Genomic DNA, 25,136 nt, shown 5'->3' with positions numbered 1-25,136 from the left:
GGTAGGGCAGCTAGAGTGCGGTGATACCCCGTAAAGCGATGCCTCGTTCGGCGCTGGTTTGGGAGTGGGAGCCGCAGACGTGCAAGCTTGGCTCTCAAACGGGACACCAATAGTGCGCCGGGCCTGCAGGCTTTTGAAGAATAGGAGGTGACTCGATGAAGCTAAACAAGGCTTGGTGGGAGCATCTAGCGCCGAAGTCGATGATTGGACGGCGGCGCGAGGTTGAGCAATTGCTGGAAGACTTCATACGGGCCTCCGACTACGGGTTGGAATGGGCGCGGGTGGCTGCGAATCCCCATGGTGTTTTTAGGCTCACGCCAGGCCAAGTGATACCCGTGGTGCGCATGATATTCATGAGCGACCGTCGGGGGTTCATCGCTCCGTTCCGGAAGCTCATGGATGGGCACAGAACTGTGGACCGCAAGTCAGAATACGGACTCGGCGCCTTGGGCAAAGGCGAGTTAGCTATCCGGCCTACGATTTCGGTGGAAGTTGTCACTGACCCCGCGTATTTGGCTGCGGCCATGCGCGGAGCTACGCAGATTGACGAAAGCACGATCAGGAGCCCTAGCCTTGTATTTTCGGTGCCCGCAGTTTTCTTACTATCGCCCAAGCACTACCCCGAACGCGCATACGTCCTCTACCAGCATATCTTCGGCGCTGGTGCGTCGTATCCTGACGATGGGTACTTTTATGTTGGTGTGTCCACCCGAAGCTGGCAAAAGCGCTGGTCCGAGCACCGTCGCGCGATTGGGACGGGCAGTCCATTGCTTTTCCATCGTCGATTTCGAGAGGAGCAAGACGGTGGGCGACTTACGTACGTGCACCACAAGGTGATGGCTATCACCGACGATCTGGAGCAGCTCTACGAGGCGGAAGAGTTTCTGGTGGAAGGCCATTGGGATGATAAGCGCCGGCTAAATATGGTGCCAGGCGGAAAGAGCGGCCTACGCTACCTTCGCGAAAACGGATTGCTTTCGAAAGGCGCTGTTCCTCTACCCGATGACCGCGACAAGATTCTGCACAAGTGGCTGAATGACCATCCACGCTTGGGATTGCCGGCGCCGTGGGTCGCCGAAAGGTGGAAGGACAACGACTGGGCAATAGCGCAGATTTGCGGGCGGGACGGGCGCTTATCCGTCGTCCAAGTCAAGGCAATACGTGAGCTCGCCAACTACCACACGCCCGACGAGATCTACGTCCGCATCGGGGCGAAAAACGTGGATCAAGTGAAACGAGTCTTGGATGGAAAAACCTACGCACGAATAGGCTGATCTCCCGAGTGCTGTACAAAGCTGCTGTAGCTGAGTCGGACGGAAGAGGCCGTGCAGTACCCGCGTTGCGCTCGACGCGGCTGCGGCATTGAAAGAACCGGGCGCGGTGCCTGGCTATCGACCAGGTCCTCGCAGGCGGCCCGGTCGCTCTCATGAATCCACCCGGTGATACCCATCATCCCTCCGCGTAATCGACTCAAAATTTCAATCTAGCGGTAAATGCGGGAGAGCTTTTTGATCTCCGGCAAGGTGGGTGTGGAAAAGCTGAGCAACCACGCCTGCAACGACTGGGCAATATGGCGGCGACCATTTACGCGAGGACGCCATGCCCACCCAGCCATTCATTACTCCCGACCGCCGCCTGACACTGAACGATATCCTCGGCTACTGTCAAGAATTCAAGCGGCACCACGGCCGCTGGCCGCGCGTGACTGCGACCGCTGACGATTTCCTCGCTGCGGGCATGCAGGGGCTCTCGGGCGCCGATATCGAACGCGCGCTGCGCACGTCGAGCAATGGCCTTGCCGAAGACACCGAGTTCCAAGAGATTCAACATCTCGCCTTCGCCAACGGAGGTTGGGACGTCAATATTCAGTTCATCGACCCTGATCTCTGCCGGCGCATGGTTGACGATGGCCTGCAGCGCTTGGTCGATTCCATCCACCTGCGCCGCGAGCTAGATAGCCCAACGGCGACGCGACCGGCGGACCACGTGTACGTGAACTTGCCGGTGGAATCGGGCTGGCGGACCGGGCATACCGCATATGCGCCAGTGAGCGACGAGCTCATCGACTACGTCGAGGCGCGAGGGATGATCTACGGAAGCGAGAAGACTGCGATTCCCACCGAGTACTACCTGGCGGTTATTCCGAATGGCCGGATCTACCTGAAATACAACCGCATTATCGGCTCCAGGTACGTCGGCACCGTGTCCGACGAACAGCTGGAACAGCTGCGCGCGCGCCTGGTCGGCCAGGCCGCAACCGAGCGCGCCAGGCAGCCCGCGACGAGCTTCTCGGCCGCTGCGCCGGCCCCGGCCAAGCCCACGATCGAGCAGGAGCTGGCGCTGCTGACTGTCTCCGGATTGAAGCTGCAGCTACCGGCGCAGCAGCTGCAGCATTACGACGAAATCAGCCAGCGCCTGGGCAAGGCAGGTGGGCGCTACATCACCGGCCGCAACAAGCATTTCGCCTTCGACGAGGGCATTGACTGCGCGGATCTGCTCCGCCGCCTGGTCGCGGGCGAGACCGTCAATTTCCAGCAGGAGTACCAGTTCTTTGCTACGCCGGAGAGCAAGGCGATCGAGGCGGCCGAGGAGATTCGAAAATCGCTCGGCACGATGCGCGGCAAGCGAATTCTGGAGCCGTCGGCCGGCACCGGCGCACTGGCCAATGTCGCGCGCGAGATGGGCGCCGACGTGGTGGTGATCGAGGCGTGGAACGTCAACGCCATCAAGCTCCGCGCCCAGGGGTACGACGTGATCGAGAAGGATTTCCTGAGCGTGACGCCAGAGGAGATCGGTACCTTCGATGCCGTCTTGGCCAATCCTCCCTTCACCCGGAACCAGGACATTCAGCACGTGAAGCACATGCTGCAGTTCATTCGGCCGGGCGGCGCGCTGTCGGTGATCACTTCCACGAGCTGGCTTGACGGGAAAACGAAGGCGCACGCCCAGTTCAAGGAATTCCTGGCCTCCCAGGACGCGACCGTGACGGCGATCGAGGCCGGCGCGTTCCAGGAATCCGGTACCGGCGTACCGACCGTCCGCCTCGACTTCCGCGACGTGAACGTGCCGCGAGCTGCCGAGGACTTCCATTACGAAGATACCCAGGCAGGCGAAGAGGAAGAGCCATTCGCGCTCACGATGCAATGAAGGGATTCGACATGGCGTTCGTAATTTATAGCGAAGAAGAGGGCGTTTTTATCGGCGAATGCCTGGGACTTGGGTTCTGGTCCAAGCTAGATCCGGTCGATCAAGACTGCGCCGTGACCTTTTCAAGTGTCGATGCGGCTGAGGCGTTCATGGCCGGGTGGGAGGGAGGGCGCCCAGTCGGGGCGACCTTGGTGCCTGTGGTTCCCGATCGGGTCGACGGATCCGCGTCGATCGCGGCTTGCATGCGCGCCGGGCTGCCTGAGTGGATCACCGATAACAGCGAGACCGCGAACTACAGGCCGATTTGATTTCGGGTGCTCGGCTCTGCCATCGCAGGCGCGGCTGAACGAGGTCGCCGCATTGAAAAATTCCTAGTTTATCTAAAGAACTTTAGATAAACTCCAAAACAGGAGGATGTATGGGAAAACGACAACTTGCGCCAGCTGAGGCATTCGATCTGCGTCAGGCGCTGCACGTGGCCGTGTTGGAGGCCTTGATGGCATCGCGCCGCTGGGCGCCGGGCGAACTGATCTTCCAGGGCGGTACCAGCCTGCACCTGGTGCACGGCTCGCCGCGATTTTCCGAAGATCTGGACTTCCTGGTGGCCGACTCGCTGAAGCTGGGCTCGATCGGCTCGTCGATCCAGTCGCGGCTTGCCGGCACGCCTTGGCTGCCGGCCGACATGGCGCTGAGCGTCACCACGCCCAAGGACGGACGCAACCCGCACGTGTTCGACGTCGCGGTCAGCGGCGAGGGTGTGCTTGGGTCCGTGCGCGTCAAGGTCGAGCTCTGGGCGGCGCCGGACGACGCTCTCAGGCCCCTGGCCACGGCCGTCCACCCTGTTCGCTTGATCGTCGGCCGCGCCGCCGGCGCCCAGGCGTTCGTGCCGACGCTCGAGCTGAAAGAGATCTTCGTCGACAAGGTGTTCGCGGTGGCCGCTCGCCCGTATTTGAAGCCACGGGACGTCTTCGACCTGTACTGGCTGGCCGAGCGCGGCGAAGCGCAGGCATGCACCGAAGAAGACCTGGCAGTCCGTCTGGCCACCTACCCGAACGAGACGCCACAGAACTGGCTTGAGAAGGCCGCAGCGCGGCGCCATGAGCTGCTCGGTTCCACGGACAAGGTGAAGGCCGACCTGCGCCGCTGGCTGCCGCCGTCGTGGCCGCTGACGGACGATAAGGTGCGCACGATGATTGAAGCATCCGTGCTGGCGCTCGATCGCGGCGTGCAGAGCATGCGGGCGCTGGCCGATACTGAGGACGAGGGCCCGGCCGCCGAAGCCGAGCCCGAGCCTGACGAGGGCGCGCCAGCACCATGAAGAAGACGATTTCGGCACACGAGCGCCTTGCCTTGCTGCCCGCCGTCTTCCGCGGCGCCGAGCTGACGGTCCGGTTCCAGTGGACTTCGAAGACGGCCTCGCACTACCTGTACCTGTGGAAGCGCCGCGGCCTGGTAGCCGGCCTGGGCGGTCATAGTGACGTTTTCGCGAACCTGGTGGTCGGTCGGGAGCCCGACTGGGAAGCTGGGTTGCGCCTCGCCATGCCATCAGCGGTGCTGGTCGGCGTGGAGATCCTGCGGCGCGCCGGCTGGACCACGCAGATCCCATATCGCCCCGAGGTAGCGGTGAACTCGGCCGAGCCGACCTACCAGGTCGAGCATTTCGATGTGAAGCCCAGGCCCCCTGGTTGGTTCAAGCTGCTGGCGCCCGGCATGGTGCGCGCCGACGCGCGTGGCGTGGCTATGCTGTCCCCGAGTTGGGCACTTGCCGAGATGGTCCGCGGCGAAGGTTGGGGTGCGTGCGGCCTGGCGCCGGACGACATTTACTGGGATGAAGTGACCGATCGCGATCGAGCCGAGTGGGCTGCTGCCTGCGAAGCCTTGGGCCTGGGCGATCTGGCGATGAATCCGGACGAAGAAGTGGACTGGGGCCGCTGCCGATAGTGCCAGCGTCCCAGTCCCGTGGGATGCTGGCGAGACTTGGAACCGAACCGGGATAATGGGCTCATCATCAACCGGGTTAGGAGTGTCATGAATATCGGAGCAACGGCATTCACCAGCTGCAAAGAGTGCGGCAGCACCAAGCTGACCTGGCAAACCTCGATCGTGAACCGTTCAAACGTCCAACAAGGGCGTCTCAACACGAATGACGTCGAGTGCCTGTTCTTCCTGGGCTGCGACGAATGTTCCGAAACGCTGGAAACGATCAGCGCGGACGAGGTCGCCGCCCTGATGAGCGCGGCATCGGTCTGACCCTCACGGGAGAGTCCATGCCGAGCGAATTGCACAACGAGCTGGCCAGTATCGGCGCGGTCTGGTTGAAGCGCAATGGCTTCGCCGTTGTCGCGACCGACCTGACGGCGCTCGGATGCCGAGAGCGCGCCGACGTGATCGGCTTTCGTTCGCAGTGCTCAGCGACGATCGAATCCAAGGTGAGCCGCGCCGACTTCCTTGCAGACCGGAAGAAGCCGCATCGCGCCGCAGGGGGGATCGGGCTGTACCGCTTCTACATCTGCCCGACCGGCCTGATAGCAGCCGACGAACTGCCGGCACGGTGGGGACTGCTGCACGTCGACGGGAAACGTGTTACTGAAGTCGCTAGGCCGCGCGGGAATATCTGGCCAGGCCCGAAAGCGAATATCGTTGGCTGGGCAGAATGGCAGCACGATACAGACTACGATGCGGAGCGCAGCGTTTTGTTCTCGATCTCGCGCCGGCTCTCGCTGGGCCAGTCCATTATGAAGTGAACGTGAAAGAACTGTATGCAGGTTGAAGGTAAAGTTGAAATCGGCGAGCGCGTATATGCCTTGTCCTATACGGCAGCGCAACTGGTTGCGTGGCTCCTCACTATCGGCGTCATGTGGCGATTTATCGTGGGCGATTTCCGGCACCCGATTTACCTGCTGGGCCTCCTGATTGACTACCTCGGCATCGAGCGACTTTCAGGCTATTGGATGGACAAGCCGCCGAGATGGGGCGACGGCGCCGCCGTACTGTTCCAATGGCCAGCGTACTACGTTACCGGCTTGGCCCTGTACACACTGGCTTTCTTGACCATCAGCGGCGCTTTCCATTCGGTGCACAAGTTGATGACATCAAGCCAGAAGACTGACCGAGCAAGAAAGTAGGGAAGAATATGCAAGAAATCGTGGCGCCAGAAGGGGCGGCCTACACAGGTGTCCGCAAGCTGTTTGGCTGGCTGGAAGCAGCGACGTTCAAGGTCGCACTGGACGGTGGACGAACGGTACACATGCAGGCCCAGCTACCGCAGGAAGGTGACTATTACGTCGTCGTGATGGTCGATGCGGCCCGGTTCGTTGAGCTCTGGCGCCAGCCGCTGAGCAGCCACCGGGAGGTTGCGCTCAACACGCCCGAGACATGGCCGGGAGACTACAAGTACTCGTATGCCGTCGACGGCTTTTCGCATGGTGCGGAAAACCCGGTCCCTCTAGCGCAAGTTTCGTGCCGGCGTTCCTCGTCGGACATCGTCGAGTATGAATCTCGCTTCCACTTTTTCAAGCGCGAAGTGATAGTCGTGCGTGCGGGCGATCCCTGCCTGAGCTTCGTCAACGGGGTCACGAGGACCATTTATCTGCTCTCCAATGGCGCGAAATCGTTCCCTGTGCTTTGCGAGCGCCGAGCCGCCGACTTGCTGGTCGAGTTCGCGGGCTGCGAGAATTCTCAGCCCATTGTACTGTCGACGTTGAAGGCGGCTTAGGCCGTCGCCGCTTTGTACCGGGGGAAGGGTGCGGGCCGCAACCGCGTCAGCACCTGATGGGTGGACAGTGGCCTTCGATGTCGGATCGGCAATGAACGACGAAAGTCGGTAGACTTGTCGCTTTGCAACCACTCGTTCAAGATCGTGAAGAAACTCTTCGAAGCAGCCGCCGTCCGGCGAGCTCGCCGCAGGTACATGGCGCTGGGCGCATTGAGCCTTGCATTGTGCACGCTCGGGCAAGCCGCGCCGATTGAGATCGGTTCGGACGCCCAGGTGTGGCTGCAGCAGTCGGCGGCCGAGAAAGCGGCGTACCTGGACGGGATCTGTACCGGGCTACAAACCGCCGGACACGTATCGGGGGAAACGCAATGCGGTGGTGTGGTGTCGGCCGCGCAGCTGAAGTCGAAGCCGGGATTGCGCGCCAACCTGCGCCTCTGTGGCATCCGTTTTCGCGGCGTCACCCCAAAGGCGAGCTCCCTACCGAATGGAGCCCAGGTCTTGGACGCATTTTATGCGGACGCTGCACATTCCGACGTGCCAGTGATCTTGGCGATCGAGCAGTACAACGATCAGGTGTGCCACGAGTCGAATGTTGGCGGCCGGCTGGCCGCGGCCCAGGCGCGGCGCAAGTGCGTCCGCCAGCTAATCAAAATGGTCGATGCCACTCCGCAGGCGCGAGCCGCCCAACAGGCCGCTTGCGACAAGCTGCGGTAGTGCTGGTGGAGCGATTTCGCTAAAGCGTGGCGCCGGGTGCAGCGATATCGCGGTCGATCAGCGCCAGCGTTTCTTCCACCTTGTCGAAATCCATCTCGGTGAACACATCGCCTACCGGGTCGCCGAGATGGTCGACCCACTCGAAATAGGCGCCGGTGCCGCAGCCGCACACGCGCAGCTCGAGCTCCTCGCCCTCGCGCGAGACCGTATGAAGAACGGTCGCGGCGTCGCGGGAGACGTGCTTCTTCTGCATCGCCATCTGCATGCTCGACGTCACCGCAGGGAACGCGCCAGCGGGGTCAAGTCCGGCCTCTTCGAGCACATGGCGCCTGGATTCGGCCAGGTCGCGCCAAGCCATGTTCTCGGTGTGATATTCGCCTTCTGTCACCTCGTCGCGATCCTGCTCGTCGGCCGAGTACCAACGTCCATCCGGCGCCAGCGCCACCGCGAAGCCGTCTTCAATCAGTGCCGTCTTGATCCTGGCTGCGAGGTTCGCGCGCTCGGCGTCGCTACCGGCCAGCCAATTCGCGTCTGGGAGCGTGGCCAGGATAAATGGCAGTCCAAAGGTCCTGCGTTCCTCGTGCGTGAACAGCGTGGCGTCGGCGAGCACCGTCCAGCCGTTATTGTTGGACCAGAAACCGCCACCGGACCTCATGGCCTCGATCTCGGAGAAGATCACCACGCTGCCGGCCAGCTGCGTTGTTGTTGGGGTTGTCATATTTTTGATGTCCTGTCGTATGAGGGGCGGCGCCCGCCGGGCGCCACCAGGGTTTCGGCGCGGCTGCGGGTCAGGCCGGGCATTCTCTGTGTGGTGCTTCGGGCTGCTCGGGAACAGGCGTGGAAAGCACTGCGGCCACCAGCTCTGGGGTCAGGCCGGCTTCACTGACGAGTTGGGTAAATCGATGGTAGCTGCAGTACCAGGCGCCGCAAGAGCGGTGCCCTTGGTCATGAAGCTGGTGCAGCAGATTTGTCCTGCCGACGGCCAGCTCCGTCTCGTACCCGTATTCCGTCACGAGCTGACCTTTCTCCGTCCCGATCGCCACTGCAGTGTCGCCCGGCATCTCGAAGATGAAACGCCTCGCGCGACGGGTGATCAGGTCGCCGACGATGTCGTAGTAGGACATCATGACCTGCAACCAGGGCGTGTCGGCGGGCGCCTCGCGGAAGAGTGTCTTAAACATGCAGGTGCGCTCTGTAACAGGAAAGCCTTTGGCCTCGAGCATCTCGCAGTGCTCGGCCAATTCGCGGCAGGCCTTCGTGAATTCGTCTGGGCGTAGCTGAAGGTTGGACAGGCGCGCGACCGGGTGCCCGCGCCAGCCGACGTAGCCTTGGGGCAGGCGCGTCAACAGCGGATGATCGAAGATCATTGTGCGATCCCTTCCGCCGGCTGGTCGATATGGGTATCCCGTGTCGATAAAGATGTCGTATTTTTCATTTTGCGTTGTGTAAGCTCTAGGGCCGTCATGGCACTCACTGGTAATCGCGCGGCCGGGTGTTAGGCCGGGCATTCGGCGTGCGGTTTATCGGCTTGCTCCGGGACGGTCGCGGCCAAAACGGCGGCCACAAGCTCCGGCGTCAGCCCGGCCTCGACGAAGAGCTGGGTGAGCCGGTCATAGCTGCAGTTCGAGGCGTCGCAGGAGCGGAACCCGTCGTTTTGCAACTGGTCCAGAAGATTGGTGGTGCCGAAAGCGGCGTCCGATTCGTACCCGTATTCGAGGGCGAGCAGTCCATCGTCGACGCCCACGGCCACGGCAGCGTGATCCGGAAGCCCGAAGATGCAGCGGCGTGCGCGACCGGTGCTGTCCGCCAAGACGGTGTAGTAAGTCGTCATGGCCTGCAGCCAGGGCGTGCCGGCCGGGGCCTCACGGAACAGGGGCCTGAACATGCAGGTGCGCGCCGTGACCGGGAAACCCTTCGCCTCGAGCATCTCACAATGCTGGGCCAGCTCGCGGCCGGCGCGCGCAAACCCTTCCTGATCACCGCGAAAGTCAAAATGCTCGACCGAGCGGCCGCGCCAGGCGACGTAGCCCTGAGGCAGCCTAGACAGGTGCGGATGGTCAAAATTCATCATGGGGGCAGTCCTTTCTCTTGTGGTGACACCACCACGTTTCACGGTCGATCGCGGCCGGCGGCCACTGGGATAATCGAGTGTAAGGATGCGGGCGAGGCGTGGTTGCACCCACAACGCGGTGCAGGTGCGTTATGCCTCCTTCGTAAATTCTTTTTGAGCGAACTGTTATGACGTCGACCGCATCCAGCAGCACCTCGTGCAGGGCCGAGCTTGCGGCCTACCTGGCCAGCAACCTTGCCCAGGCCAGGCAAGCCAACCCCGGCACTCCGATCAGCGCAACGTTGATCGAGAGCCTGATTGCGGGCTTTGAGCGCGCCAGTGATGGACCTGGCCAGCGCCAGCTGTCCCTCGTGTCTGAATTTGATCAGCTGGCCTTGACCACTGAGCAGGACGAATCGAAGGCGGTCGCCGCGACCTTGCGAGAGGCCTCGGCGCCGGCGGTCGTGGCGGCCGCGGACGATGGCGCGAACAATGCCGGCATCCTGGCAACGCTGGTGGTTGAGGAGAACCGCGATATGAGGGCGTGAGGGCGCAGATCCAGGCAGGCAATCTGGTCGTGGACATGCACAAGGATCTGGTCCAGATGCTGAGCGAGATGCTGCCCAAGCTGGAGCAGGCTAATGCGGACCAGTCCCAGCTCGCGTCGGCGTGCGCGCTGCTCGATCGCGCGCTGGCCATATAGGAAGGGCGGGGCATTCCTGCGGGCGTTTCGCCGATCCGGATCCTCAGCGCCATCGAGCGGGTATCGTCGGCGCATCACGACATCCTGATGCGCTTCGGGAATGTACTGGACAGGCAGACGCTGGTGCGCGGCATGAATGTTGTCGGCGAGGCCGCAAGGCTGCTTGAGGAAATTCACGGCCCGGCGGGAGCGCAGGAAGCCGTCGGTGACGGGGACGAGGAACACGTCGCCCCACGGCCGTGACGGGCGATCGTGGCGCGGGGCATCCGATATGACCACCAGTCCGATGACCTCTACGCAGCCCTGTGGGAGATCCACCTGCTACGCACGATGGTGCTACGTGCCGACCAGCTGCAGCGCGCTTACGGTGATTCGCCGTTCGGAGAAGGGGTGTCGCTGGTGCTGAAGGCGTTTCGCGAGGATATGGCGCGGGAGCCCTGTTTCTTAGAAATGTCGGTCTTGCCGGAGCGGTACGCCGGACCTCGAATGAAGCCCGGCGGCGGCCTGGACGGTTCGGGAGAGCGACAGCGCGTTAGGGCGCCGGCACCTCGCCCAGCTCTTCTTCCTCTTCCTCACTCTCTAGGCCAGCGAACAGGTCGCCCGATTGCGGCACTGGATGCGCAGGGGCGACGCTGACCGCGCGGGGTGCGGTGGCCTGCACCTGTTCTTCAGCCATCGCGCGCGCGACCTCGCACGCGGTCGGGCCGGCCGGCATATAGGGCATGAGCGGCCGACCGACGCCAGCCTTTTTTGCGGCCTCCTCGGCGGTCTTGCGCCGCAGGTAGGCTGCGTGTTTCTCTTCCTCCGACATGCCGAATTCCTCGCGGCGCGACAGGTAAGTACGGGTTCCTCGGGCTTGGCCATAATTGCGGTAGCGTGACATGGTGATCGTCCTTTTAGAAAGCGGATGGGGCGGAGGTGGCGGCGTCGATCTCGTCGACGTCGGGATCTTCGTCGGGGCACTGCTTGGGGGTTCCTGCAGGCGTAGACGCTGGCCGTCAGCGACGCGCGCATGCGGTCAACGCCCGAGCCTTCGTGGCGGAAGGTCACGGAGACTGGCGTGACAACGCTCATCAGGAGGACACGGTCGGGGAAGTACTCTTGCTGTGCGATGCGCAGCCAGCCGAAGCCGACGTCGCGTGCGGCCGGGTCTTGGCGCAGCTCGCGTGCGCGCACGTCGTCGACGGTATCGCACTGGACATGGAGCTTTGGGGATGCTGGTTGCTGTTGCATACTGTTCGCTGACGGTAGTACTGTTCGCTGACGGTAGGTGAGCGAACAGTATGCTGGCCAGCGCCAGCCGTGGTTGCAAAGATCTAAGCGATCGGGTGCGGAATCAGGTATTACGTGTGGGCTTGCGCAGGGACTTCTTGGTGCGGCCGGCACCTCGTGCAATCGCGACCGTTCCGCCAGCTGCCCGAAGCGCCGGCCTCATCCGTTCGCCCTGGGCTGTCCCGGCTTGTGCCGCCTGCAGCGCGGCCGCCAGGCGCGCGACCTCCTTGGCGTTGGCAGCCTGAGTGTTCTTTAGCTCTTGCGCCAGCGCCGTCGCCTCGGCGGCGATCTTCGCGTGCTCGAGGCCGAGGCGGCGGTTCTCGGCGGTTTGACTTGCCAGCGACAGATCCTGGGCCTTGACGCGCTGGCGCAGGTTATCGATCTCTTGCAGGTGGCGCTGGGCATCGGCGCGCGCGGCCTCGATTTGGGTATCTGCGCGCTGGCGCTCCGACGTGCGAATCTCGTTCAGCTGCTGCTCGTGCTTGGCCTGCTGCTCGTGCGCCGCCTGCAGCTTGACGGCCAGCTCGCGGACCTGGGCGTCGGCCGCTTCCAGCTTCTGCCTTGTGTCCGCGTGGTTGTGCTGTTCGATCGCGAAGAGCTCCTGGGCCGCGCCCGTGTGCGTCTCCTGCTCGCCGAGCTTCTGCTGCAGGTCCTGCACGACGCGATCGGCCTCGGCGATCTGGCGCTGATATTCCTCGCGCTCGCCATCGAAGCTGGTCCGCGCCGCGGCGAACAGCTGCACCGCTATCGTCTGGAACGACGACTGGAAGATCGCCCGCACCTGGGCCGGCACTTCGGAATCCTTCGGCACGGTACCCATCGCGTGGAAGGTCGGCCAGAACTCCTCTCCGTACCATGCCTTCATCTCGGTCTGGATCGTCAGCGCCGAGGGGTTAAGCTCCCCGCGCGTGCGCTCGACGATTCGCTTGCGCACGGCCTCCGCGGTCGGGATCTCATGGTTTTGCACCATCTCAGCCGCAATCTGGCGCGCAAGGGCGCGCGAGTTGCCCGGAGTGGCGTCGGTGAGGTCGTAGCGATTCGGTTCGGTCATAGGTTTTCAGGTTGGGGCGGCCGCGCCTCAAGCAGCGGCGCACGCCAGGTGTTCTTCGATCTCGGCGGCCAGGTCACGCTTGAGCGCCTGTCTACATGCCCACCGGTCTTGACTCACGCCGTCGCGCGGTACCAGCACGACCATCTTGCGCGATTCTGGTACCGCGGCGAAGAACTGCTCCAGCGCTTCGTCCAGAGGTAGACGTCGGCGGGGCAGATCCAGGCACGCACGGTCGATATCGCCAAGACATCGAATGATAACCTTGTCCTGGCAGGTTTCATACTCGCAGGGCAGCCACAGTCCGCGGAGGCGCACGCATTCGATTTTAACGGGGGCAGTCATTGCAGTACGGGGGATTCCGCATAGCCGGGAGCGGGCGGGGGCATGTTTTTCAGAACAGGTTGGGCTGCGGCGAACGTAGGGGCGACACCATCCTCGAATGGGAAGCGCCCTTGACGGTCCGGCCAGAGCAGCTGCACGGTCTGCAGCGGCTTGGAAACCGCCTCGGCATAGTCGAGAGCGAAAAGGGTGCGCTTCGCGGCATGTTCATGCGGCACGTCGACCAGCATCGCGCGTGTGCCCTTAAATACCTCCAGCAGATCGGTATTCATTTCAAAGGGGGGTGCTTGCGTGCCGGCGGCGTTGGCCAGAGCCTTATTGATAAGCTGGTCGCCGACTGTGAACGCGGTTTGGGGCGCAAGGCCGATAATGATGAGATCTGGCAGGCCTTTTGCTGCGAGCCCAACTGTGTAGCAATATGCGGGAAACTCCTCGTCCGACAGTGAGCCGTCGTCCGGCCCGATCGCCAACCAGGCCCAGCCTCTCTCATCGATCTGGTCCAGCACATTGTTCCAAATAAAATCTCCGGACATCACGCTCTCCTTTGTAAGCGCCCTGGCGCAGGCGCTGGGCCAATGAATATCCGGTTGATTATGCCGCAATATTGTTACGTGGTATAGTCACCTAACGTAAATGATGCGTCAAACAATGATGGCTCGCGCGTAGGAATTTCGGTGGCGCCGCATCCCCAGCGCATTCTGGAAGAAGGGCGAGGGGGCCGAGCCGTCACAGTGAGAGGCGCAGCTGCGGCCCTCCACCGTCGACCAAGTCGAGGTCGTCGGGGGCATCTTCATCGCAATCGGGGGCGATCTGCCCGCCCGGCGCGCCGGCTCCACGCGGTGCCGCGGGGGCGGGCGCTACGGCCATATAGCGGGGGGAGAGCGCCTCATCGTCCGCCTCGTCCTTTTTGTTGCCCTTCTTCTCCTTCTTCGGCTTCTTCGGCTCGCTCCATGCCAGCTGCGCCTCAACGGGGAGGTCTTCGAACGCGACCGTTTGCGCAAGCAGGTCTCCAATCGAATAGTCCAGAGTCAGGCCCAGGCTGTCCTTGTAGGCCGTGCGGCGCAGCACCTCATCGTGTTTCGCGAGCTGCGCGTGGGAGAGCGTGAGTACCCCGTATTGCGCATACCATTTGTACGCAAAGCCTATGGAGGTCGCGGCGAAACCGCGGTCGTGGTACGCCAGCAGGTTCTCGATCTCGAAGTCTTCAATCATCATCGCCGCCTCCTGGTCGATGCCGAACTGCTGGTCGTGGTGAATGTCCCAGACCATTTTGCCTCCCTTCAGTTCACGAAGGGGCAGCAGGCAGCCTGTCTCTCCGACGATCCCTTCTAGGTAGTCGTCTCGTAGACCGTGCCAGTTCGAATTGAGGCCGTCGTCCCATTCGGTGCCGACGTAAAGGTATCTCGTCGGAGGCAGCGGCTGCGGGGGCGTCGTAGGCACATCGGGAATGTCGTAGCGGATCTTCCGCTGGCGGATGTCGCGTTGGTCGGCCCAAACCTGGAATGGCTTCGCCAGGCCGTTCAGGCTCTGCAGGGCATCGATCGCGATCATCATCTCCAGCGGCAGGATGCGGAACTTCGACGGCTCGCCGGCGCGGCGCGCGCGCACCTCCTCGTCGTAATCCAGCTGCAGCATATAGCGCGTCAGGTCGCGGATGAACTTCGGGTGATAGGTGTCCGGCTTAACCTCGATATAGCCTCCCTGGATCGTGCGGCCGACCCAGTGCCGAAGCGACCAGTCGTAGCGCGTTGCCCGGATCAGTTTGTTCAGCTTGTTCAGGCCTCGGGCGTACTCATAACGAGGGTCGTGGGCAATCATCGCTTCCAGGCTCTTATCTTCGGCCTTCTGACATCCCCAGCAGCCGTGGCGCGCGCCGCAGCCAGGACTTTTGCGTGTCTCGTGAACGTCCATCGCCACAATCGAGCAGCTGGTGCCGGCCGAGTGCGCGTAGATGCGATCCGTCTCCTTGAAATCGGAATAGGATTCGACAAAGCCGTTGGTGACGTTACCGAGGTGTTCGAACACGTCCAGTTCGGACCAGTCTGCAATCGGAGACAGTACGAGATCCTTGTTCTTGTTCCGCACCGGCTCGACCGCGCTGTCGCCTCGCTCGCGCATGCGGTTCGCGCGGATGACCGACTCCTCTCTACGCACCCCAAGCACTGTTACTGGCTCCGGCAAACCCTGCTTCATCCAGTTCGCGAACAGGTTCTTACGGAACCGAATTTGCCCCGAAATCTTCAAATCCGAGGTGCAGTCACCTTCGCCTCCCGCGAAGCTCGGGATGCCCCGGCCAGTGAGAATTTTTACCTGAAAGGTAGAGGCCAGCGTTGGCTCGATGATCGCCGTTTGCAAGGCCAGGCCGTGCCGGCGCGCGTACCTGCCCATCTTGTTGAGCTCGCTACTGTAGTGTGCCTGGATTTCGGGATTTTCCATGAGCGTGTTGCTGGTTCCAACCACTGAAATTGGATAGCCGCCCTCGGCCTTATATCGACGCGCAGCGCGCAGACCGATATCTGTGATCACGGCCGAGTCCTTCCCGCCCGAATATCCGTAATACACCGGATGGCCTGCCTTGTAGAGGCGGTAGATTGCATCCTCGGCTGCTGCCAACTTCAGCGCCAGAACGTCGGAAATGGCGGCCGCGGTAGGCGGTCTGAACTGGAGGGTTTCGATCTTCATGGGCGGCCTGTTTGTGTTATTGCGGCCCGGTGTTTGTGTTATCCGGGCCGTTTGTTTGTGTCCGCCAGTGTAGGAAGGACGAGCCCGCGTGGTTGCACTGTTGTGCATAGCAGCGTCGCGCTGCGAACGGAATGCTTGCGAGACCTGAGGCGGCACCGGGATAATCGGTGCAACCACCCTACGTCAAACGCGTGATTCGTCACGCAAAGGAAAACCAGATGGAGAAGGAACAGATTATCGAGAGCCTGAAGGCCGGCCACGAATTGCGTAACCGCGGGTCTGGCTGGTGGCTAAGCGCTCCCAAGCGGCGCGGCGGCGCGGCAGATGCCGTGCAGGTGGACAGTGAACTGATGAACACATTGGAAGCTGACGGAACCCTTCGGATCGTGCTGCTGACAACGTCGATGCGCGCCGAACTACCGGAACACGGTGAATGATGGTCGAGGGCATCGACTATTGCATCGACGTTTCATCTGACGGGAATACAGTCTGGATAAACGCTGCCGACGGATCCTGCATCGGACGTTTTAGCAAAAGGTTCGGATTGGACGTGCACAGAACGTTGACGGAACAGACGGCGGGCGGAAGTCAATGTTTGCACTGTACCCACGAGCCTGCTGGACCTGCCGCATGGGATGACTTCAGGACGCAGATGCAGCTGCATTACCGGATTGATGTGCCTGCTGACTTGGTAGGCTGGAGGTAGGGAGAACGCGATGTCGACGATTCCACTCGCAACACTACAGGACGTGCTGGCCGTTGCGGACGACGCGCACTTCGAGCAGATCGTATCAGAGCTGCCGGACATCCTGCGTTCGATGCGCGCGCGGACGACCCTTGACGGGCACGCAGGGTTTAGCTGGCCCATTCATTGGCGGCCGGCCGGCGGGCCGAGCACGGTTACGTCTCACTTCACCGACGGTGGGACGATCAAGCAACAGTTCGATAGCTAACCGGACTGGCGCGGCCCAGTGATGCGTGGAGAGCACGCCGAACGATCGAGCCTCACGCGTGTTAAAGCTCGCTCAGCGAAATATGTAATAACGATATAAACGGTTTATATGATATAAATCGTTTAAAAGAGGGAATGCGATGAGTCACGAAGCAACGTCTGAAAATGTGGAACGCGTCTTGTACGTGTGGGACCGTGGGGATGGACGCTTCGGCGGCCGCCTTCTCCACGGTTCAGTCGTACGAGGTCGCTACGAACAGTGTCCTAGCGCGGAGGGCGTAAAGGCTTTGGCTACCGCTTTCGGTGAGCATTTTGACAGGGTCGAGGCAATCGATCCCGTGCCGTGGCAAGACATCGCCGGTGCACATCTTCTTTCCACGGTTTGCAGCACGGCTGCAGAGACCCTTGAGAGCGATCTGATCGAACGCATTCTGCACCTGAATACCGGTCAACGCAAGAGACTCCTAAACCAGATCGCGAACAGACCGCTTGAGGAGCGAGTTCAATTCATAGAACACTGTAATGACCTGGCGACAGGGGTTAGTCGAACGATGCTCGGCTCGCCTGGTGTGTAGTATTCGCGTAACCTCACAGCGTGCAGCTGTCAATTCCATCCGCGATCGCGCTCGCCATCTTTTGTAGCGTGGCGGGGTCTTGCAGCCGCGCCACTTCATCCTCACTCACCATCACGCCCGCCTCCAGGAAAACGGACGGGCCTTTCACGAAGGATGGCGCCGTCAACGGGTCGTAACCGCGCACGCCGGCCGGATCGAGCAGCGTCGGCGCGGCGCCAGCGCGTGCCGCCCAGGGCTTTTCGCCGGCGATGGAGAGGGCGTGAGCGACCTGCCAGGAGCACGCCAGGCTCTTATCGAATACCTGGTCTTTCTGGGAGACGTACAGAGCATAGCCCCGGTACCGGTTCGGTTTGTCGGTACCCTCCGGAATTCGGGTGTATGACAGCGAAACGTAGAGCGTGTCGCGACCGAACAGGGTCGGCGATGGATCGTTAGCCGCCTCAATCACCCGGATGCGCCGGGCCTGGAGCGCCTCGGTCAGGTAGGCAGCAAGCTTGTGCTCGAGGAATGGTTCCGCGAGCTGGCCAGCTTCAGGAAGCCGCGGACCAAGCAGACCCTTGTCGACATAGACCGCGTTGATCCGAGCGGAGGCGGCAGTAGTGGCGAGCATGTCCGTCAGGAGAATTGCTGCGGCGAGTTTCAGTTTCATGTTGTTCTAAGGTGGTCGGGACGCACGACTGTCGCATGATACGACACGATCACCTCTGCAGGTGAGAGTCAGGCCGGTGAAGGCATGTCGGCCGCCTGCAGGTCGTCCTCGATAGGCTGGACATTGGCGCCGATCCACTCGCTCAAGGTTGTCCGGCCCTGCCATCCCCCGGTTTCGCGCCGCAGGGCCTTATCGATCTCGAACCAGTTCCAGTGCGCTCCGTACGCAGCCGGCTCGAGGCTGTGACGGGTCGGATGGTCGCCGTGCGCGGCCGCGTGGCCAGACACCCAGGCGTGGAGATTGGCAGGCGCCAGTATCCGGCATTCCGGATACTGGCGGTCTAGCCAGGCGGCCAGCGTCGCCTTTTCCCTCCAGCTGTACGAGCCCGCTATCATCGCCGAGTTAATCCTCGGCCAGGTCCAGGCGCTTTCAGGGGCCACCGGCGTAGTGCTTTCCTTCGTCGGGAAGGAACCATGCAGAGTCACGTGGTTCTCCACCCACATGCGTACGTTCGCCGGCGTCAGGATACGCTCGGCCGGGAAAGTAGCGTCGAGCCAGGCAGAAAGGCTGTCGGCCGGCGCCCAGCGCCATTCGCCTCTCCGAAATGCCCGGTCGACCTGCGTCCACGTCCATCCGGTACCGGCGATCTCGCCAGATGCCAAGCTCGGAAGCGCACGTGCGTTCGCGCAGGCGTATTCATCGACCCAGGCGCGCAGCCGCTGCTCCGATACCTCGACATAGTCCGGATAGCGCCGGCCCAGCCACTTTGCCAAACTCTTACCTCCCTGACGCAGCGCGTTGTCCAGTTGGGTCCATGTCATGTTCAGTCCCGCTACCTTGCCAGACTCCCGGTAGGGGAAAGAACCGTCGTGCTCAGCCCGGTAGGCTTCCACCAGGCTGATGATCAGGTCTGCCGTGAGCAGTGTCGCCTTCTTCTTTCGGTCCAGGGGAAACTGGTCGTCCAGCCATGACGACAGGGAGCCGCTTTTCGTGAACGCGAGCTGACGCTTGCGCAGTGCGTCGTTGACGTCCATCCAGGTGCGATTGGCGCCGAGGATCTCGCCAGAAGCGACGTGTGGGAAGGCGCCGCCATTGGCCTCGCGGTGCGTAACGACCCAGGCGCGCATGCTAGCGCTGCTGTATGGCGCCACGTAACGCTCGGCCTGGTAGTTCTCGTCAAGCCATTTCCGTAGCGACGTCGCGCCCGGCAAACCTCGGTGTCCGTCGCGAAGCCGGCGGTCGATCGTCCTCCATGTGAGGCCGGGCAGCGCTTGCCCGTCGTCCGCGATCGGGAAGAGGCCGTGCGCTTCCCGGTAGGACTCTACGGCCTGGCGAAGCTGCTCGATGCTGATCACCGGGCCGCCGTTCATGCCATGCCCATTCCGCAGCGCTCTTCGTCTTCGCCTTCGTCGCCCTCTTCCAGGAAGTCATGCTGCCCGATGTCATGCATCGCGTGCCAGCGCGCGTCCGGCCCACAGATCTCGTTGGACGTCACCAGGTCGAGCCAGGCGCCCGTGCGCTCGTCGACAGTCTCCGCCTTCACCGGGAGCAGTGACGGGGTATGAGATACCTGCGCGCCGGCAGCCGCAGCGCGGTTACGCTCGACCCAGTTGAGCATGTACTGCCCTCGAAGCTCCATGTTCCGGCCGGTCGGGTGGTCCTTGCGGGCGGCGAAGTCCCATCCCATCGAGTCGATACTCGCGATGCGCGGATGTTGGCCCAAGTGCTCCAGGCTTTTCCCCTTGACTCCAAATAAATGGAAGCGAGTGTGCGGGGGCAGGATCTTGTCGAGCGCGTCGATCACGGCGAAGACGCCGATCTCGCCATGCAGGTTCCGACGGCACATTGAACCGATTCCGATCAATTCCGGCCACTCCAGTAAAGGCATACGATCCGCGCACCAAACGTACTGAGAGGGCGTCCAACCCTGCAGGACCGGCATCGGCGCACCCAGGCCGCGGTCCGCGGCAGCGCGGCGTAACTCGCGAAACATGCGCACCGTCTCGGCCACGCGGAACATGACGCCCGCCTTATCGCCCGCGATCTCCGGTTCGACGCAATGATCCATCGACGCGTACCAGGACCAGTCGTAGGAATCGACCAAGTTCAGGTATTGCTCGATGGACCACGGATAGCCCAGGTAGCGCGCGGCCGCCACGAAGCCGGCCGAGTCAAGGGCGGCATCCAGCCCGCCGAAAAGGCCGCGATCGGCCATGCGCACGCTGGAGATCTCTCCCGACGGGTCGCGCCGCATGAATGCGTTGGCGGAGAAGAGCACTGGCAGGCCCGCATCTCGGGCAATTTCGACCAGCCGGCCGCCAGGCAGCGGCACGCCTGCGCGGATGAGGGCAGGTGTCGTCATCACGCGCTCCAGTCTTCGGCGGCCAGATCGCGACGATCGCGGGCGTCTTCAACGCGACGGCGTGCCGCAGTGCGCTGGCGCGCGATCGCCGCATGTGCTGTTGCCGACATCGGCGGTGCCGTCATGATTGCGCGGAGGGTGGCCTGGTTCTCGCCGCGCTCGATGTCGCGCCGCGGCTGGCTGCGGTTCAAGGTCGTCGCCATCACTCGCCTCCCGGTGCCGTCACGCCAAAACCCATTCGATCAGCTTTCCCAGGAGGTAGCCTACGATCATCGTACGAGCAGTCCACCAGTAGAAAGCCCGCGAGCTGGTGCGGTACATCGCCGTTAACCCCCAGCTACGCGCTCGGGGATGTCCACTTGGCCCACCAGCGGAAACGATCCCTCCGAGGAGCTTGAGCAATGGCGGCTTGGAAAAGCTATTTGTCATGTTCGATCCAAAAGGTAGTTGTGCGAGTTGAACGTCATGGCGCGGCCGTCGGCGCTGGCGCAGCCAGCAGATCGAAGACGGTCGCTTGGGTCTCGTCGGCGCTGCCCAGCGCGATCGAGGTGGCAACGATGTCGGCGAGCGAGCCATTCGCGATCCGGTCGGCGACCCATGCCTCAGCATTGGCGATCGCAGCCTCCTGGTCGGCTGCGTCGTCCGTCGAGGCATTGGCCGCTGCAGTGCCGAGGTTGCTCTTGGCACTGTCCACCACATCCCACCGAAACTCGTCCGTTGCCTCGTCGCTGCCGGCCTCGAGTTCGAACACGAGGGTCTCGATCAGCTGGCCATGCTGTACCTTGCTGAATGCGATCTCGCGCTCGAACTGAACGATCGCGGCGTTGCGGCGCTCCGACGCCGACCAGTCCGGCATCTCGGCCGCGAGGTGGAAGCCCTCCACCACCGGCGACTCGATGACGTGGGCGTTTGCGGTCAGAAGGCTGTCCTGCACGTCGGCCAGCTGCGCGCGGCCGGCGTCGACGTAGCCGCGATGAGTGTGTATCTGCATGGCCACCAGGCGCCGGGAGTTGGTATCGAAGACGATGCGCACGTCGGTAGCAGGCCCGTCGTCCGCGAAAATGTGGGACCAGTCGCCGACGATGTATCGGCCAGCGCCAGCTGCTGGCGTCGTGTTGTGGGAGCCGGTCACGTGCTGGCCAGCGAGGGTGAGTGCAGGGTGTTGGTCCGCCATTGTGTGCTCCAAAATCAGGGTTGCTTGACGCGAGCTAGTGTAGGGAGCAGTCAGAGGCGTGGTTGCAAGGGCAGGATTTGCGAGGGAAAGCTGGGCGACCGTATATTCGGTGGCTAGAAGCGGTAATCGTTATCGCTCATTTAAGGAAGAGAAATGGTCCAGCCTGTTCACCCCATTACCGAGCCGGACGCGCCGATGCGCACGGTCACTCCTGAGACCTTGGCCGCTGCGTACCGGCGCTTACTCCCGGCCGAGTCGCGCCATATCGATCCAGGCGCCTTCGCAAAGACCTGGCTGCGGAAATACGAAGCGAACCCCGCGGAGTGCATCGCCGCCGCCGGCGACCAGCGCCCGATCACGCTGGCCTTATTCAGCGCTCTGCGCCTGCCGATGCCGAATACGACCGAGATGGCTGTGTTTTTGGTCACCAATCCGGATCTGGAAAAGCAGGCAACCGAAATGGTCTACGTGAGCGCGAGGACGCCCGATGGCGACAACGTCGACCTGATCGTGCGCGCTATCTCGCGCGAGCATGCCGAGATCGCATGGCGCGATCATTACGACGGCTGGGACCTGCCCGATCGTCCCCGCTCGATCGCGACAATTCCTGTTCATGGTGCTCCGGGCCCGATCGACTGGGATATCCTGACTCCGGCTATCGAAGATAGCTCGGACTACGATAGCGAAGCCCAGGCGCCTTCCGTTTAATACTGGCGAGATCGAGTTCGGGTCCGATAGAATAAAAGTCCGACCCACTCAACTACCATTTCATCGCAATGATCGATCTGCTTAATCTGGATTTCGCCCAGCTCAAAGAATTAGGCCAACAAGTGGCCCAACAAATCGCTGCTACCAAACAGCAGGAAGTTCAACGCGCGGGCGAGAAGATCCAGGAGATGGCCAAGTCCCTCGATATGAGCGTCCAGGAGCTGCTGGAGCAAACTGGCGTCCTCAATCAGAAGCCGAAGAAAGTCCAAGGCGCCTCAAGCTCCGGCATCAAGGGGCAGCCGCTTTATCGGAACCCGGATGACGCGTCGAAGACGTGGACCGGCCGGGGCCGGCAGCCGGGCTGGGTGGAGAAACATCTGGCAGCGGGCGGCAAACTCGATGACCTGCGAATCAGGGCTTGATGAACGACTGAGCGCGGCAAGGAATAACCTTTGTCCAAACAAGAAGGAGCCGCCCGGCTCCTTTTTTTTGTCTGGACCAGGGCTCCATCCCAGGCCTGCGGCTCATATGGTCGGTCGATTCGACGGGATCGCGGCCAAGGATAGCGCCTAGGGCATGATCGACCACCGGCAGGTTATGCTGATCCGAGAGTGTGGCGGCGTACTCCTGCGCGGCCCAGTCCTCCGTGAGGTCTTAGCAGCGTACCGACTCGCCCGACGTTTTTCAGAAATAGGTCGAGAAGCGATCGGGCGCATCGTTGTCGATCACCGGCTCGTCTCCGGCCACGCGGGCTGCGCGAACACCGTGCACCTCCACAGCGTCGATCTCGGCCAGGTCGTGGGTCTTGAGCACGTCCTCGGCGTACTCGGCGCAGGGTGTCATCGCGATCCCGTTCATCAGTGCCAGCCCCTGTCTGCCGCGAGCTCGCGTTCGTCCCGCAGTTCTTCGAGCCGCAGGCGGGTCTGCATCTGGCGCTGGCGCTGTGCCGCATATGCTTCCGCCGAGGCCGGCGGAACGGTCATGATGTCGCGCAGCGACGCCTCGCTCGTGACGATGTGGTCGCGGTTGTGATAGTTAGAGCGGCTCATCTGGTATAGAAGTTGGTCAGCAAAGTGACCCACGATACGCCAGAACTATGACGCGGTTACAAAAAAAAAGCCCTGGTGTGGACCAGGGCAGAACATGGGGAGACGCTAACCAGGGAGGCGGCGTCGATTCTCGGTTCAGCCGTCGACGGGCACCGGGCAGACGGCGCCCGCAAAGCCGAACCGCGTCAAGCTCGGGCTAACTGCGTTCCGACGCGCCTCGGCATCTTTCTCGATCGCGGCCTGGATCTCCCGAAGTCGATTGTCCTGGTCTTTAATCCGCTTCAGCGCTGCGCGGACCGAGGCGGATGACTTCTTTGGCTCCGGCATCCTGTCAACGTGAGCACGCGCCCTGTGGTAAAACGTTCTGGCCGACACCGGGATGATCTTCGTTGCCTCGTTGTCGTAAGGCTCCGGGGCGACCGGGTAAGCCAACGGAACGCCCAGCTCCGGCACGTCCCCTTCGTCGATCCAGACGTCCTGCCTCAGGTACCACTGCGAGTCGCCTTGGATGCCACTCGCAAGCGTACCGGAAGCGCTCATGATGAACGTGGCGCCTGCCGCTGGGGCAACGCTGCGCAGCCCCCAGCGGCGGCGCGTTCCTTTACGAGGCGTGTAAATGTCATCCCAGCTGAGAGTCGCGCCGCGCAGTGTTCGGATTGCGTTCTCAGTGCACTTGATACGTGCGGGCTCGTATGCCTTTTCCAAAGCCTTCAAGTATTCGATCGCTTGCTTTGGCTCGACCTGCGCAAAGTACGCGGCCGGGCCATCCTCGCGTTCGTGGTGCGAGAAGCCAGTGCGGAACGGTTGGGCGTAGTTCGGGTTGTCTGCGATATCCGAAGAGACGCTGCTCATATGCGCCTGGCCCGGCAGCGACAGCGCCGCCCAGACTGCAGCGAAACGCTCAACGGACTCGCAGCAAACAGGTACTACGCCGTCGTGGTCCGGGTGTTGGAAGCCGGCGCCGACCAGATTGCCTTCCTCGTCAGCGAAGACGATAGTCTTGTGGGTGAGCGGGAAATTCATGCCAGTTACCACGTCAACCAACGGGTAGAAGCTGGCACGAACAACAGCAAGGATTTCTTCGCTGGCGAGAGTCTGCAGCTCATCGACGCTGTTGGAGGCTGCGCGAGGCCGCATTTGCTCACGCGCCCTCTCCATCACGAAAACCTTGGTGCGATCGCGAAGGATCGTGTATTCGAACGGCGGAACGTGCTTTGCGAGCAGCGGGTCGAGGACCGCGCGCTCGAAGGTGATGCGATCGACGGCCAGGGCTTTCAATTTCTCGTCAGCGCTTTGAACAATGGCAGGCAAGGCGTCGAGGATTTGCTTCAGCTGTTTGCTGGTCAGCTTTTCCATCTCGCGCGGCGCGAGAGCGGTCACACCCTGTTCGAGTGCTTGCTTGAACAGATTGCGGACGTCCTCGCGCGTGAACATGCCCTCGATCGAAGGGATGGTCGGGGGCGCCGAGGCGAAGAGTGCGCCGGCGGAGGAACGGCCAATGCCGCGGGCAACGAAGTCCAGTTGGTTGCGATGGAATGGTGCGAAGTCCTTACCGAGTCCGGCAGCCTTGCGCATGCGCGCGCAGCAGAGCTTGGCAATATCTTCGAGAATGGGCTTGTCCTGTGCGGTCACAGGGAGGTGCGCGAACGCTTTCATGGTGTCCTTTTTTCGTGATGAGTTCACACCGACGGCAACATGCCGCAGGGTCAGATCGCTGAATGTCTTGCGTGAATTTCGAAAAAAGTGACGTTCAAACTGGAGCGTGACTTGAAACTAATTTGTGAGGCGCAGGGCATAGCCCTTCAGCGGCAGCTCAACAAGCGATGGGAGTAGATCACGGCCTGTGAAAAAAATCAAGCTCGTCGTGATCTAGCGTGTCGCAGGGGCTGGAGGTGCACCCATGTAAGCACGGCGCACAACCACACCTACATTTCACGGACCGTCCGTTAATCGACGCCATCGGCAGGACCGAAACCGGATTGTGTACGGCCCAG

General features: G+C 62.2%; 32 protein-coding genes. 16 read left to right on the top strand and 16 right to left on the bottom strand.

The genetic code is table 11. The features are described from left to right. Positions 1-155 precede the first annotated feature (155 nt). The 10 genes from QPK29_RS20925 (at position 156) to QPK29_RS20880 (ending at position 7,576) form a co-directional block, all read left to right on the top strand. Complete coding sequence (locus QPK29_RS20925) at positions 156-1,274, top strand: GIY-YIG nuclease family protein (RefSeq protein ID WP_371770930.1); 1,119 nt, start codon at positions 156-158, stop codon at positions 1,272-1,274. Positions 1,275-1,599: 325 nt separating this feature from the next. Then, positions 1,600-3,147: a DNA methyltransferase family protein gene (locus tag QPK29_RS20920; protein ID WP_371770929.1), complete on the top strand. Its 1,548-nt coding sequence runs from the start codon at positions 1,600-1,602 to the stop codon at positions 3,145-3,147. Then, positions 3,144-3,455, top strand: a complete 312-nt coding sequence (locus tag QPK29_RS20915) for a hypothetical protein (RefSeq protein ID WP_371770928.1) — start codon at positions 3,144-3,146, stop codon at positions 3,453-3,455. Before QPK29_RS20920 ends, QPK29_RS20915 begins: the two co-directional genes overlap by 4 nt. Before the next feature lie 110 nt (positions 3,456-3,565). Further along, positions 3,566-4,465, top strand: coding sequence for a nucleotidyl transferase AbiEii/AbiGii toxin family protein (locus QPK29_RS20910; protein WP_371770927.1), 900 nt, complete (start codon positions 3,566-3,568; stop codon positions 4,463-4,465). Further along, positions 4,462-5,088: a hypothetical protein gene (locus tag QPK29_RS20905; protein ID WP_371770926.1), complete on the top strand. Its 627-nt coding sequence runs from the start codon at positions 4,462-4,464 to the stop codon at positions 5,086-5,088. Before QPK29_RS20910 ends, QPK29_RS20905 begins: the two co-directional genes overlap by 4 nt. Before the next feature lie 87 nt (positions 5,089-5,175). Then, positions 5,176-5,397, top strand: a complete 222-nt coding sequence (locus QPK29_RS20900; RefSeq protein WP_371770925.1) for a hypothetical protein — start codon at positions 5,176-5,178, stop codon at positions 5,395-5,397. Between the two features lie 17 nt (positions 5,398-5,414). Continuing rightward, positions 5,415-5,891 carry a hypothetical protein gene (locus QPK29_RS20895; protein ID WP_371770924.1) on the top strand — a complete coding sequence of 159 codons (477 nt, stop codon included), beginning with the start codon at positions 5,415-5,417 and terminating at the stop codon, positions 5,889-5,891. A 15-nt stretch (positions 5,892-5,906) separates the two neighbouring features. After that, the gene (locus QPK29_RS20890) at positions 5,907-6,272 is read left to right on the top strand and encodes a hypothetical protein (protein ID WP_371770923.1); all 366 of its coding nucleotides are present in this window, start codon (positions 5,907-5,909) and stop codon (positions 6,270-6,272) included. Positions 6,273-6,280: 8 nt separating this feature from the next. Beyond that, a complete protein-coding gene (locus tag QPK29_RS20885) occupies positions 6,281-6,862 on the top strand; it encodes a plasmid fertility inhibition factor family protein (protein ID WP_371770922.1) in 582 nt (193 codons plus the stop codon). Between the two features lie 144 nt (positions 6,863-7,006). Beyond that, positions 7,007-7,576, top strand: coding sequence for a hypothetical protein (locus tag QPK29_RS20880; protein ID WP_371770921.1), 570 nt, complete (start codon positions 7,007-7,009; stop codon positions 7,574-7,576). Between the two features lie 19 nt (positions 7,577-7,595). Here QPK29_RS20880 and QPK29_RS20875 read toward each other — a convergent pair whose 3' ends face one another. The 3 genes from QPK29_RS20875 to QPK29_RS20865 all read right to left on the bottom strand — a co-directional run bounded on the left by QPK29_RS20875 (position 7,596) and on the right by QPK29_RS20865 (position 9,647). Beyond that, a complete protein-coding gene (locus QPK29_RS20875) occupies positions 7,596-8,294 on the bottom strand; it encodes a hypothetical protein (RefSeq protein WP_371770920.1) in 699 nt (232 codons plus the stop codon). Positions 8,295-8,364: 70 nt separating this feature from the next. Beyond that, positions 8,365-8,943: a hypothetical protein gene (locus tag QPK29_RS20870; RefSeq protein WP_371770919.1), complete on the bottom strand. Its 579-nt coding sequence runs from the start codon at positions 8,941-8,943 to the stop codon at positions 8,365-8,367. A 128-nt stretch (positions 8,944-9,071) separates the two neighbouring features. Beyond that, positions 9,072-9,647 (bottom strand): hypothetical protein, encoded by a 576-nt coding sequence (locus QPK29_RS20865; protein WP_371770918.1) that lies wholly within the window; start codon positions 9,645-9,647, stop codon positions 9,072-9,074. 167 nt (positions 9,648-9,814) lie between these two features. Between QPK29_RS20865 and QPK29_RS20860 the strand changes: the two genes are divergently transcribed. Both QPK29_RS20860 and QPK29_RS20855 read left to right on the top strand, forming a co-directional pair. After that, positions 9,815-10,174, top strand: a complete 360-nt coding sequence (locus tag QPK29_RS20860; RefSeq protein ID WP_371770917.1) for a hypothetical protein — start codon at positions 9,815-9,817, stop codon at positions 10,172-10,174. Next, positions 10,171-10,329: a hypothetical protein gene (locus QPK29_RS20855; RefSeq protein WP_371770916.1), complete on the top strand. Its 159-nt coding sequence runs from the start codon at positions 10,171-10,173 to the stop codon at positions 10,327-10,329. The genes QPK29_RS20860 and QPK29_RS20855 overlap by 4 nt, the downstream gene beginning before the upstream one ends. A gap of 532 nt (positions 10,330-10,861) precedes the next feature. Here the strand turns inward: QPK29_RS20855 and QPK29_RS20850 are convergent. The 5 genes from QPK29_RS20850 to QPK29_RS20830 all read right to left on the bottom strand — a co-directional run bounded on the left by QPK29_RS20850 (position 10,862) and on the right by QPK29_RS20830 (position 15,673). Further along, on the bottom strand, positions 10,862-11,212 hold the full coding sequence (locus QPK29_RS20850; RefSeq protein WP_371770914.1) for a hypothetical protein: 351 nt from the start codon (positions 11,210-11,212) through the stop codon (positions 10,862-10,864). A 453-nt stretch (positions 11,213-11,665) separates the two neighbouring features. After that, on the bottom strand, positions 11,666-12,652 hold the full coding sequence (locus QPK29_RS20845; RefSeq protein ID WP_371770913.1) for a coiled-coil domain-containing protein: 987 nt from the start codon (positions 12,650-12,652) through the stop codon (positions 11,666-11,668). 27 nt (positions 12,653-12,679) lie between these two features. After that, positions 12,680-12,994 carry a hypothetical protein gene (locus tag QPK29_RS20840; RefSeq protein WP_371770912.1) on the bottom strand — a complete coding sequence of 105 codons (315 nt, stop codon included), beginning with the start codon at positions 12,992-12,994 and terminating at the stop codon, positions 12,680-12,682. Then, entirely contained in the window at positions 12,991-13,524 is a 534-nt protein-coding gene (locus QPK29_RS20835) for a DUF4262 domain-containing protein (RefSeq protein ID WP_371770911.1), read from the bottom strand. The genes QPK29_RS20840 and QPK29_RS20835 overlap by 4 nt, the downstream gene beginning before the upstream one ends. Before the next feature lie 193 nt (positions 13,525-13,717). Further along, positions 13,718-15,673: an adenine nucleotide alpha hydrolase family protein gene (locus tag QPK29_RS20830; RefSeq protein WP_371770910.1), complete on the bottom strand. Its 1,956-nt coding sequence runs from the start codon at positions 15,671-15,673 to the stop codon at positions 13,718-13,720. A 167-nt stretch (positions 15,674-15,840) separates the two neighbouring features. On the opposite strand from QPK29_RS20830, the gene QPK29_RS20825 reads away from it, so the two are divergent. Both QPK29_RS20825 and QPK29_RS20820 read left to right on the top strand, forming a co-directional pair. Continuing rightward, positions 15,841-16,110 carry a hypothetical protein gene (locus QPK29_RS20825; protein WP_371770909.1) on the top strand — a complete coding sequence of 90 codons (270 nt, stop codon included), beginning with the start codon at positions 15,841-15,843 and terminating at the stop codon, positions 16,108-16,110. Positions 16,111-16,389: 279 nt separating this feature from the next. Further along, positions 16,390-16,626: a hypothetical protein gene (locus QPK29_RS20820; protein ID WP_371770908.1), complete on the top strand. Its 237-nt coding sequence runs from the start codon at positions 16,390-16,392 to the stop codon at positions 16,624-16,626. 587 nt (positions 16,627-17,213) lie between these two features. Here the strand turns inward: QPK29_RS20820 and QPK29_RS20815 are convergent. The 5 genes from QPK29_RS20815 to QPK29_RS20795 all read right to left on the bottom strand — a co-directional run bounded on the left by QPK29_RS20815 (position 17,214) and on the right by QPK29_RS20795 (position 21,385). After that, positions 17,214-17,849 (bottom strand): N-acetylmuramoyl-L-alanine amidase, encoded by a 636-nt coding sequence (locus tag QPK29_RS20815; protein WP_371770907.1) that lies wholly within the window; start codon positions 17,847-17,849, stop codon positions 17,214-17,216. Positions 17,850-17,917: 68 nt separating this feature from the next. Beyond that, entirely contained in the window at positions 17,918-19,219 is a 1,302-nt protein-coding gene (locus QPK29_RS20810; RefSeq protein ID WP_371770906.1) for a hypothetical protein, read from the bottom strand. Beyond that, a complete protein-coding gene (locus QPK29_RS20805) occupies positions 19,216-20,211 on the bottom strand; it encodes a deazapurine DNA modification protein DpdA family protein (RefSeq protein ID WP_371770905.1) in 996 nt (331 codons plus the stop codon). The genes QPK29_RS20810 and QPK29_RS20805 overlap by 4 nt, the downstream gene beginning before the upstream one ends. Then, complete coding sequence (locus tag QPK29_RS20800; RefSeq protein WP_371770904.1) at positions 20,211-20,414, bottom strand: hypothetical protein; 204 nt, start codon at positions 20,412-20,414, stop codon at positions 20,211-20,213. Before QPK29_RS20800 ends, QPK29_RS20805 begins: the two co-directional genes overlap by 1 nt. 260 nt (positions 20,415-20,674) lie before the next feature. Beyond that, entirely contained in the window at positions 20,675-21,385 is a 711-nt protein-coding gene (locus QPK29_RS20795; RefSeq protein ID WP_371770903.1) for a hypothetical protein, read from the bottom strand. Positions 21,386-21,538: 153 nt separating this feature from the next. Between QPK29_RS20795 and QPK29_RS20790 the strand changes: the two genes are divergently transcribed. Then, the gene (locus tag QPK29_RS20790; RefSeq protein ID WP_371770902.1) at positions 21,539-22,093 is read left to right on the top strand and encodes a hypothetical protein; all 555 of its coding nucleotides are present in this window, start codon (positions 21,539-21,541) and stop codon (positions 22,091-22,093) included. A 68-nt stretch (positions 22,094-22,161) separates the two neighbouring features. Continuing rightward, positions 22,162-22,515: an H-NS histone family protein gene (locus QPK29_RS20785; protein WP_371770901.1), complete on the top strand. Its 354-nt coding sequence runs from the start codon at positions 22,162-22,164 to the stop codon at positions 22,513-22,515. A gap of 262 nt (positions 22,516-22,777) precedes the next feature. On the opposite strand, the gene QPK29_RS20780 is transcribed toward QPK29_RS20785, so the two are convergent. From QPK29_RS20780 to QPK29_RS20770, 3 genes are all read right to left on the bottom strand, one after another. Further along, positions 22,778-22,951: a hypothetical protein gene (locus QPK29_RS20780; protein ID WP_371770900.1), complete on the bottom strand. Its 174-nt coding sequence runs from the start codon at positions 22,949-22,951 to the stop codon at positions 22,778-22,780. Continuing rightward, positions 22,951-23,142: a hypothetical protein gene (locus QPK29_RS20775; protein ID WP_371770899.1), complete on the bottom strand. Its 192-nt coding sequence runs from the start codon at positions 23,140-23,142 to the stop codon at positions 22,951-22,953. The genes QPK29_RS20780 and QPK29_RS20775 overlap by 1 nt, the downstream gene beginning before the upstream one ends. Positions 23,143-23,277: 135 nt before the next feature. Further along, positions 23,278-24,798 (bottom strand): hypothetical protein, encoded by a 1,521-nt coding sequence (locus tag QPK29_RS20770; protein ID WP_371770898.1) that lies wholly within the window; start codon positions 24,796-24,798, stop codon positions 23,278-23,280. Between the last annotated feature and the right edge of the window lie 338 nt (positions 24,799-25,136).

This window comes from Massilia orientalis (assembly GCF_030411975.2).
Lineage (GTDB): Bacteria > Pseudomonadota > Gammaproteobacteria > Burkholderiales > Burkholderiaceae_D > Telluria > Telluria orientalis.
This window is presented reverse-complemented; position numbering and strand designations above follow the sequence as displayed.

What these genes read in the sequence shown, in the direction of transcription:
- QPK29_RS20925 (WP_371770930.1), top strand. Translation starts at nt 156, where the DNA reads ATGAAGCTAAACAAGGCTTGGTGGGAGCATCTAGCGCCGAAGTCGATG.
- QPK29_RS20920 (WP_371770929.1), top strand. Translation starts at nt 1,600, where the DNA reads ATGCCCACCCAGCCATTCATTACTCCCGACCGCCGCCTGACACTGAAC.
- QPK29_RS20915 (WP_371770928.1), top strand. Translation starts at nt 3,144, where the DNA reads ATGAAGGGATTCGACATGGCGTTCGTAATTTATAGCGAAGAAGAGGGC.
- QPK29_RS20910 (WP_371770927.1), top strand. Translation starts at nt 3,566, where the DNA reads ATGGGAAAACGACAACTTGCGCCAGCTGAGGCATTCGATCTGCGTCAG.
- QPK29_RS20905 (WP_371770926.1), top strand. Translation starts at nt 4,462, where the DNA reads ATGAAGAAGACGATTTCGGCACACGAGCGCCTTGCCTTGCTGCCCGCC.
- QPK29_RS20900 (WP_371770925.1), top strand. Translation starts at nt 5,176, where the DNA reads ATGAATATCGGAGCAACGGCATTCACCAGCTGCAAAGAGTGCGGCAGC.
- QPK29_RS20895 (WP_371770924.1), top strand. Translation starts at nt 5,415, where the DNA reads ATGCCGAGCGAATTGCACAACGAGCTGGCCAGTATCGGCGCGGTCTGG.
- QPK29_RS20890 (WP_371770923.1), top strand. Translation starts at nt 5,907, where the DNA reads ATGCAGGTTGAAGGTAAAGTTGAAATCGGCGAGCGCGTATATGCCTTG.
- QPK29_RS20885 (WP_371770922.1), top strand. Translation starts at nt 6,281, where the DNA reads ATGCAAGAAATCGTGGCGCCAGAAGGGGCGGCCTACACAGGTGTCCGC.
- QPK29_RS20875 (WP_371770920.1), bottom strand. Translation starts at nt 8,294, where the DNA reads ATGACAACCCCAACAACAACGCAGCTGGCCGGCAGCGTGGTGATCTTC.
- QPK29_RS20870 (WP_371770919.1), bottom strand. Translation starts at nt 8,943, where the DNA reads ATGATCTTCGATCATCCGCTGTTGACGCGCCTGCCCCAAGGCTACGTC.
- QPK29_RS20865 (WP_371770918.1), bottom strand. Translation starts at nt 9,647, where the DNA reads ATGATGAATTTTGACCATCCGCACCTGTCTAGGCTGCCTCAGGGCTAC.
- QPK29_RS20860 (WP_371770917.1), top strand. Translation starts at nt 9,815, where the DNA reads ATGACGTCGACCGCATCCAGCAGCACCTCGTGCAGGGCCGAGCTTGCG.
- QPK29_RS20850 (WP_371770914.1), bottom strand. Translation starts at nt 11,212, where the DNA reads ATGTCACGCTACCGCAATTATGGCCAAGCCCGAGGAACCCGTACTTAC.
- QPK29_RS20845 (WP_371770913.1), bottom strand. Translation starts at nt 12,652, where the DNA reads ATGACCGAACCGAATCGCTACGACCTCACCGACGCCACTCCGGGCAAC.
- QPK29_RS20840 (WP_371770912.1), bottom strand. Translation starts at nt 12,994, where the DNA reads ATGACTGCCCCCGTTAAAATCGAATGCGTGCGCCTCCGCGGACTGTGG.
- QPK29_RS20835 (WP_371770911.1), bottom strand. Translation starts at nt 13,524, where the DNA reads ATGTCCGGAGATTTTATTTGGAACAATGTGCTGGACCAGATCGATGAG.
- QPK29_RS20830 (WP_371770910.1), bottom strand. Translation starts at nt 15,673, where the DNA reads ATGAAGATCGAAACCCTCCAGTTCAGACCGCCTACCGCGGCCGCCATT.
- QPK29_RS20820 (WP_371770908.1), top strand. Translation starts at nt 16,390, where the DNA reads ATGTCGACGATTCCACTCGCAACACTACAGGACGTGCTGGCCGTTGCG.
- QPK29_RS20815 (WP_371770907.1), bottom strand. Translation starts at nt 17,849, where the DNA reads ATGAAACTGAAACTCGCCGCAGCAATTCTCCTGACGGACATGCTCGCC.
- QPK29_RS20810 (WP_371770906.1), bottom strand. Translation starts at nt 19,219, where the DNA reads ATGAACGGCGGCCCGGTGATCAGCATCGAGCAGCTTCGCCAGGCCGTA.
- QPK29_RS20805 (WP_371770905.1), bottom strand. Translation starts at nt 20,211, where the DNA reads ATGACGACACCTGCCCTCATCCGCGCAGGCGTGCCGCTGCCTGGCGGC.
- QPK29_RS20800 (WP_371770904.1), bottom strand. Translation starts at nt 20,414, where the DNA reads ATGGCGACGACCTTGAACCGCAGCCAGCCGCGGCGCGACATCGAGCGC.
- QPK29_RS20795 (WP_371770903.1), bottom strand. Translation starts at nt 21,385, where the DNA reads ATGGCGGACCAACACCCTGCACTCACCCTCGCTGGCCAGCACGTGACC.
- QPK29_RS20790 (WP_371770902.1), top strand. Translation starts at nt 21,539, where the DNA reads ATGGTCCAGCCTGTTCACCCCATTACCGAGCCGGACGCGCCGATGCGC.
- QPK29_RS20785 (WP_371770901.1), top strand. Translation starts at nt 22,162, where the DNA reads ATGATCGATCTGCTTAATCTGGATTTCGCCCAGCTCAAAGAATTAGGC.
- QPK29_RS20780 (WP_371770900.1), bottom strand. Translation starts at nt 22,951, where the DNA reads ATGAACGGGATCGCGATGACACCCTGCGCCGAGTACGCCGAGGACGTG.
- QPK29_RS20775 (WP_371770899.1), bottom strand. Translation starts at nt 23,142, where the DNA reads ATGAGCCGCTCTAACTATCACAACCGCGACCACATCGTCACGAGCGAG.
- QPK29_RS20770 (WP_371770898.1), bottom strand. Translation starts at nt 24,798, where the DNA reads ATGAAAGCGTTCGCGCACCTCCCTGTGACCGCACAGGACAAGCCCATT.